The 4,787-nt window shown below is 71.4% G+C and carries 3 protein-coding genes and 1 pseudogene; all 4 read right to left on the bottom strand.

Going from position 1 to position 4,787, the window contains the following annotated elements; translation table 11 throughout:
- The coding region (locus tag D183_RS0115465; RefSeq protein WP_026144525.1) for a putative bifunctional diguanylate cyclase/phosphodiesterase at positions 1–2,340 on the bottom strand (2,340 nt) is incomplete at its 3' end.
- Positions 2,337–2,972, bottom strand: coding sequence for a methylamine utilization protein (locus D183_RS0115470; protein WP_017909805.1), 636 nt, complete (start codon positions 2,970–2,972; stop codon positions 2,337–2,339). The genes D183_RS0115465 and D183_RS0115470, both read right to left, overlap by 4 nt.
- Positions 2,973–3,195: 223 nt before the next feature.
- Positions 3,196–4,134 (bottom strand): isopenicillin N synthase family dioxygenase, encoded by a 939-nt coding sequence (locus tag D183_RS0115475; protein WP_017909806.1) that lies wholly within the window; start codon positions 4,132–4,134, stop codon positions 3,196–3,198.
- A gap of 117 nt (positions 4,135–4,251) precedes the next feature.
- Positions 4,252–4,787, bottom strand: a pseudogene (glmM, locus tag D183_RS0115485) (phosphoglucosamine mutase); the annotation flags it as partial.

Here is a 4,787-nt window from a genome sequence, read left to right on the forward strand (position 1 = left end):
GGCCGCGCCGGCCGCCGCGCGGCGCGCGCACCAGGCCAGCAGCGCCGGCGCATCCAGCGGCGGCGCGTACAGATAGCCCTGCGCCACGTCGCAGCCGTAGCTGCGCAGCAAGGCTTCCGCGGCGGCGTGCTCGACGCCCTCGGCGACCACCTGCAAGCCCATGTGGTGGCCCAGGTCGATGGTACTGCGCACGATCACCGCGTCGTCGCTGCCCGCGGCCAATTGCAACACGAAGCTCTTGTCGATCTTCAGTTCGTGCACCGGCATGCGCTTGAGCTGCGCCAGCGACGAATAGCCGGTGCCGAAGTCGTCGATGGACAGGCGTACGCCGCAGCGGCGCAGCTGCTGCAGCATGTGCAGGGCGTGCTCGACGTCGCGCATCAGCGCGCTTTCGGTCAGTTCCAGGGTCAGCCGCGGCGCGGCCAGGCCGTGCCGTGCCAGGCAGCCGCTGACGAACGCCGGCAGCCCCGGATCGTTGAGATCCAGCGCCGACAGGTTCACCGCCAGGCCCAGATCCAGGCCCTGGCCGCGCCACTGCGCCTGCAGGCGCATCGCCTCGTCGAGCACGAACTGGGTGAGTTGCTGGATCGCGCCGGAGTGCTCGGCCAACGCAACGAACTCGTCCGGCCCGATCGGGCCGAGCAGCGGATGCCGCCAACGCAGCAACACCTCCACTTGTTCGACCGCGCCGCGCGCCAGGCAGATCTTCGGCTGGAAGCGCAGCGACATCTCGCCGCGCGCGATCGCCTGGCGCAGGTCGCCGGTCAGGCGCAGGCGGCGCAGGTGCTGCTCGTCCTGCCCGTCGCGGTACACGGATGCACCGCCGCCGTGTTGCCGCGCCTGCTGGCGGGCGATGTCGGCGCGGCGCAACAGGGTGTCGGCATCGGCGCCATGCGCGGGAATCAGCGCGATGCCGATGCTGGCGTCGGCCAGGATCCGCGCCTGCGGCAGGCTCAGCGGGTGCCTCAGTTGCGCCAGCAGCTCGTCGGCATAGGCCTCCACCGCGGCGGCATCGGCGTGCGCCAGCACAACCATGAATTCGTCGCTGCCGAGCCGGCCGACCCGGTCCGGCGCGCGCACCGCCTGCTCCAGCCGGCGCCCGGTGTGGACCAGCACCTGGTCGGCGAAATCGTGGCCGAAGCTGTCGTTGAGTTCCTTGAAGCGCTCCAGGTCCAGCACCAGCACCGCGGCGGAACTGGCATCGGTCTGGCAGGCCTCGACCACGGACTGCAGGTGCTGCAGCAGCGCCGTGCGGTTGGGCATCCCGGTCAGCGCATCGTGCCGCGCCTGGTGCAGGATGTCCTGCTCGCGACTGGCGATGCGGCGCTGCATGGCGCCGAAGCTGCTGGCCAGCTCGGCCAGTTCGGCACCGGCGTGCAGCGGCAGCAGCGCCTGGTAGTCGCCGTGCTGGATACGCCGCGTCGCCGCGACCAGTTGCGCGACCGGGCGGCTGACCCCGCGCGCCAGGAAGATCGCCGCCACCAGTGCGGCCAGCGTGGCCACGCCGGCCAGGATCAGGATGCGCAGCTTCAGCAGACGGTACGGCGCGTCGGCGCGGTCCAGCGAGGCCTGCAGCGCGACCATGACCCGGCCGTCGTCGGACGCCGGCCGCACCCGCAGCAGGTAGCGCGCCTGCCCCAACTGCAGCGGCTGCGCGGCCGCCGACGCCAGCGGCGTGCGCCGCAGTTGCTGCTGGAACTGCGCGGCACGCAGCGGATCCAGGGTCGAGGCCAGCACCTGCGGTGCGCCCTGGGTGGTGAAGAAGGTCGCGTCCAGCCCGGTGGTGCCGACGAAATCCTGGCCGAGCTCGTCGCCGGATTCGCCGCCGATCGCGACCCAGCCGACCCGTTGCGGCGCCAGCACCTGCACCAGCGCCAGACGCATGAGGCGCCGATCCAGCAGCACGATGCCGACCGCACTACCGTTGCGCTGCGCCTGCCGCAGCAGCGGCTGCACCGCACGCAGTTGCTGCGCCTGCGGCAGCGCCGACAGCCCGGCCAGGAATTGGCCGTCAGCCGACAGCAGCAGCGCGCTGGGCGCGCGCACCCGCGCGGCGTGGTTGCGCAGTGCCGACTGCATGGTCGGCACGTCGCCGCTGGTCACCGCGGCGCGGAAGCCGAAATCGTCGGCCAGCACCGAGGCGGCCTGCAGCAGTTGCTCGTCGCGGCGCTGATCGATGCGCTGCCACACACGCTCGCCCGTGCGCAGTTCGTCGTCCAGTTGCGCGGCGACGCTGCGCCGGGTCGCCACGTGCACGGCCAGGAACGTCAGCGCCTGGGCCGCCAGCACCACCAGCACCAGCAGCGCGGCGATGCGGGTGTGCAACCGCCAAGGCTTCATCGCGTCGGCGCCGTCTGGCTGCGGCGGAACTTGTCCTGCAGCGCGCGGATGCGCGGATCTTCCGGGACGACCGGCGCCGGTCCGCGCGTGGCCAACTGCACCGCCTGGCGCAGCGGCGCGCGCGCTACCTGCAGCGGTTGCGCGTAGCCGGCGCCGCTCAGGCGCGGATGCCACACCCGCAGTTCGTAGGCGCCGGGCGGCACCTCCAGCCGCACCTGCGCGTCGGCGCCGGTCACCGCGAAGTACGGGGTATCCAGCACCACCACGTAGCCGACCATCCAGTCGTGGATGTTGCAGCCCACCGTGACCAGACCCGCCTGCTCGAAGCGCACCGGCTTGGCGGTGCTGCCCTGGTACAGCGGCAGTTCGAAGCGCTTGGCGGGCGAGAAGGAATAGACCTGGTGGCGGATCTGGTCGCTGTTGGGAAAGCGCACCCAACTGCCGGCCTGCACCGCCAGCACTGCGGGCACGAACTGCGAGTTGACCTGATCCATCGTCGCCGTCGCCGAGGCCGTCGCGGCCGGGCGCGCCGGCACGGCCGGTTGCAGGCTGACCACGGCATCGGCCAGCGGACCGGCGGCGTCGGCCACAAGCACCGTGACCGGCGTGGCCGCGGCCGGCAACGCCGCCATCGCGAGCACCACGGCAAGCCAACGGCAGCGGCCTTGCCGCCAGAACGATCCTGTTCGCCTTGTCATCGCACCCTCGCTACGGGCCCGGCTGGCAGCGCCCGGACCTCCCGGACGGCGCGTCGAGGGCGACCTGCAAACGATATCGGCAGTGAATGGACCCGGCTTGAGGCCGGTCCCGGCCGCCGGGCGTCCCGGCGGCGGCACGCAGCGTTGCGGGCGCGACTTACTTCAGCTTGATCTCGCGCAAGCGCTCTTCCAGGTAGCCCTGCGCGGTGATCGGCTCGGGATAGCGGCTGGGGTTGTCGGCGCTGACGCAGGACGGCAGCACGTCGATCACGAAGTCCGGGTTCGGGTGCAGGAAGAACGGCACCGAGTAGCGCGGCTGGCGCGCCTGCTCGCCCGGGGGGTTGACCACGCGATGGGTGGTCGAGGGGTACACGTGATTGGTCAGGCGCTGCAGCATGTCGCCGATGTTGACCACGATGGTGTCGGCGTCGGAGGTGAACGGCACCCACTCGCCCTGCTTGGACTTCACTTCCAGGCCGGCGGCGCTGGCGCCGACCAGCAGGGTGATCAGGTTGATGTCCTCGTGGGCACCGGCGCGCACGTTGGGGATGTCGTCGGCGGTGATCGGCGGGTAGTGGATCGGGCGCAGGATCGAATTGCCCGAATCGGTCTTGTCGACGAAGTAGTGCTCGGTCAGGCCGATGTGCAGGGCCAGCGCCGACAGCACGCGCGCGCCGAGCTGGTCCAGCGCCTGGTACAAGCCGTAGCCGTGGGCGCGGAAGCCGGGCACTTCGCTCGGCCACAGGTTCGGCGGCATCACCGCGCGGTACGGCGAGTCGTCGGAAATCTCGCGACCGATGTGCCAGAACTCCTTCAGGTCGAAGTGCTTGGAGTCCTTGGCGGTCTCCACGCCGAAGGCGGTATAGCCGCGCGCGCCGCCGCTGCCGGGCAGGTGGTAGGTGCGCTTGGTCTCCTCGGGCAGGGCGAAGAACGCCTTGAACACGTCGTAGGCCGCGTCGATCTGCGCCTGCGCGATGCCGTGGTTGCGGATGCCGGCGAAGCCCCACTCGCGGTAGGCCGCGCCCAGCTCGGCGACGAAGGCCTCGCGGTCGGTATCGAAACGGGTGATGTCGAGGGTGGGAATGCGCGCAGTCATGGCAGGAACCGTCATCTCGTGAGAGGAAGCAAACGCCGCGCTCAGCGCAGCAGGCGATACAGCAGGTAGAACGTGACCGCCTTGGCGACGATCACGAAGAGGGCAATGGCGATCGACTCACGCCGCGTCACGGACCGCCTCGGCCAGCGCGTCGAGGGTCTGTCGCATCAGCACGGCATCGTCGGCCTCGACCGTGACCCGCACCACCGGTTCGGTGCCGGAAGCGCGCAGGAAGGCGCGCCCGCGCCCCTGCACCGCCGCCTGCGCCGCGGCCAGCGCGGCCTTCACGGTATCGGCCTCGAGCGGGCGCACGCCCGGCTGCAGGCGCACGTTGACCGTCTGCTGCGGCACCTTCTGCAGCCCGGCCAGCGCCTGGCGCAGGGTCTGCCGCGAGCGCTTGAGCACTTCCAGCACCTGCAGCGCGCTGACGATGGCGTCGCCGGTGGTGGCGCGGTCCAGGCACAGCATGTGCCCGGAGGCCTCGCCGCCAAGCACCCCGCCCTGTTCCACCAGTGCCTGGTGCACGTAGCGGTCGCCGACCTTGGCGCGCAGGAACGGCACCTGCAACGCGGCCAGCGCCCGTTCCAGGCCATAGTTGGTCATCAGCGTGCCGACTACCGGGCCGTGCAGGCGGCCGCTGGCCTGCCAGCCGC

This window comes from Xanthomonas sp. SHU 199 (genome assembly GCF_000364665.1).
Lineage (GTDB): Bacteria > Pseudomonadota > Gammaproteobacteria > Xanthomonadales > Xanthomonadaceae > Xanthomonas_A > Xanthomonas_A sontii.

What these genes read in the sequence shown, in the direction of transcription:
- D183_RS0115470 (WP_017909805.1), bottom strand. Translation starts at nt 2,972, where the DNA reads ATGGCGGCGTTGCCGGCCGCGGCCACGCCGGTCACGGTGCTTGTGGCC.
- D183_RS0115475 (WP_017909806.1), bottom strand. Translation starts at nt 4,134, where the DNA reads ATGACTGCGCGCATTCCCACCCTCGACATCACCCGTTTCGATACCGAC.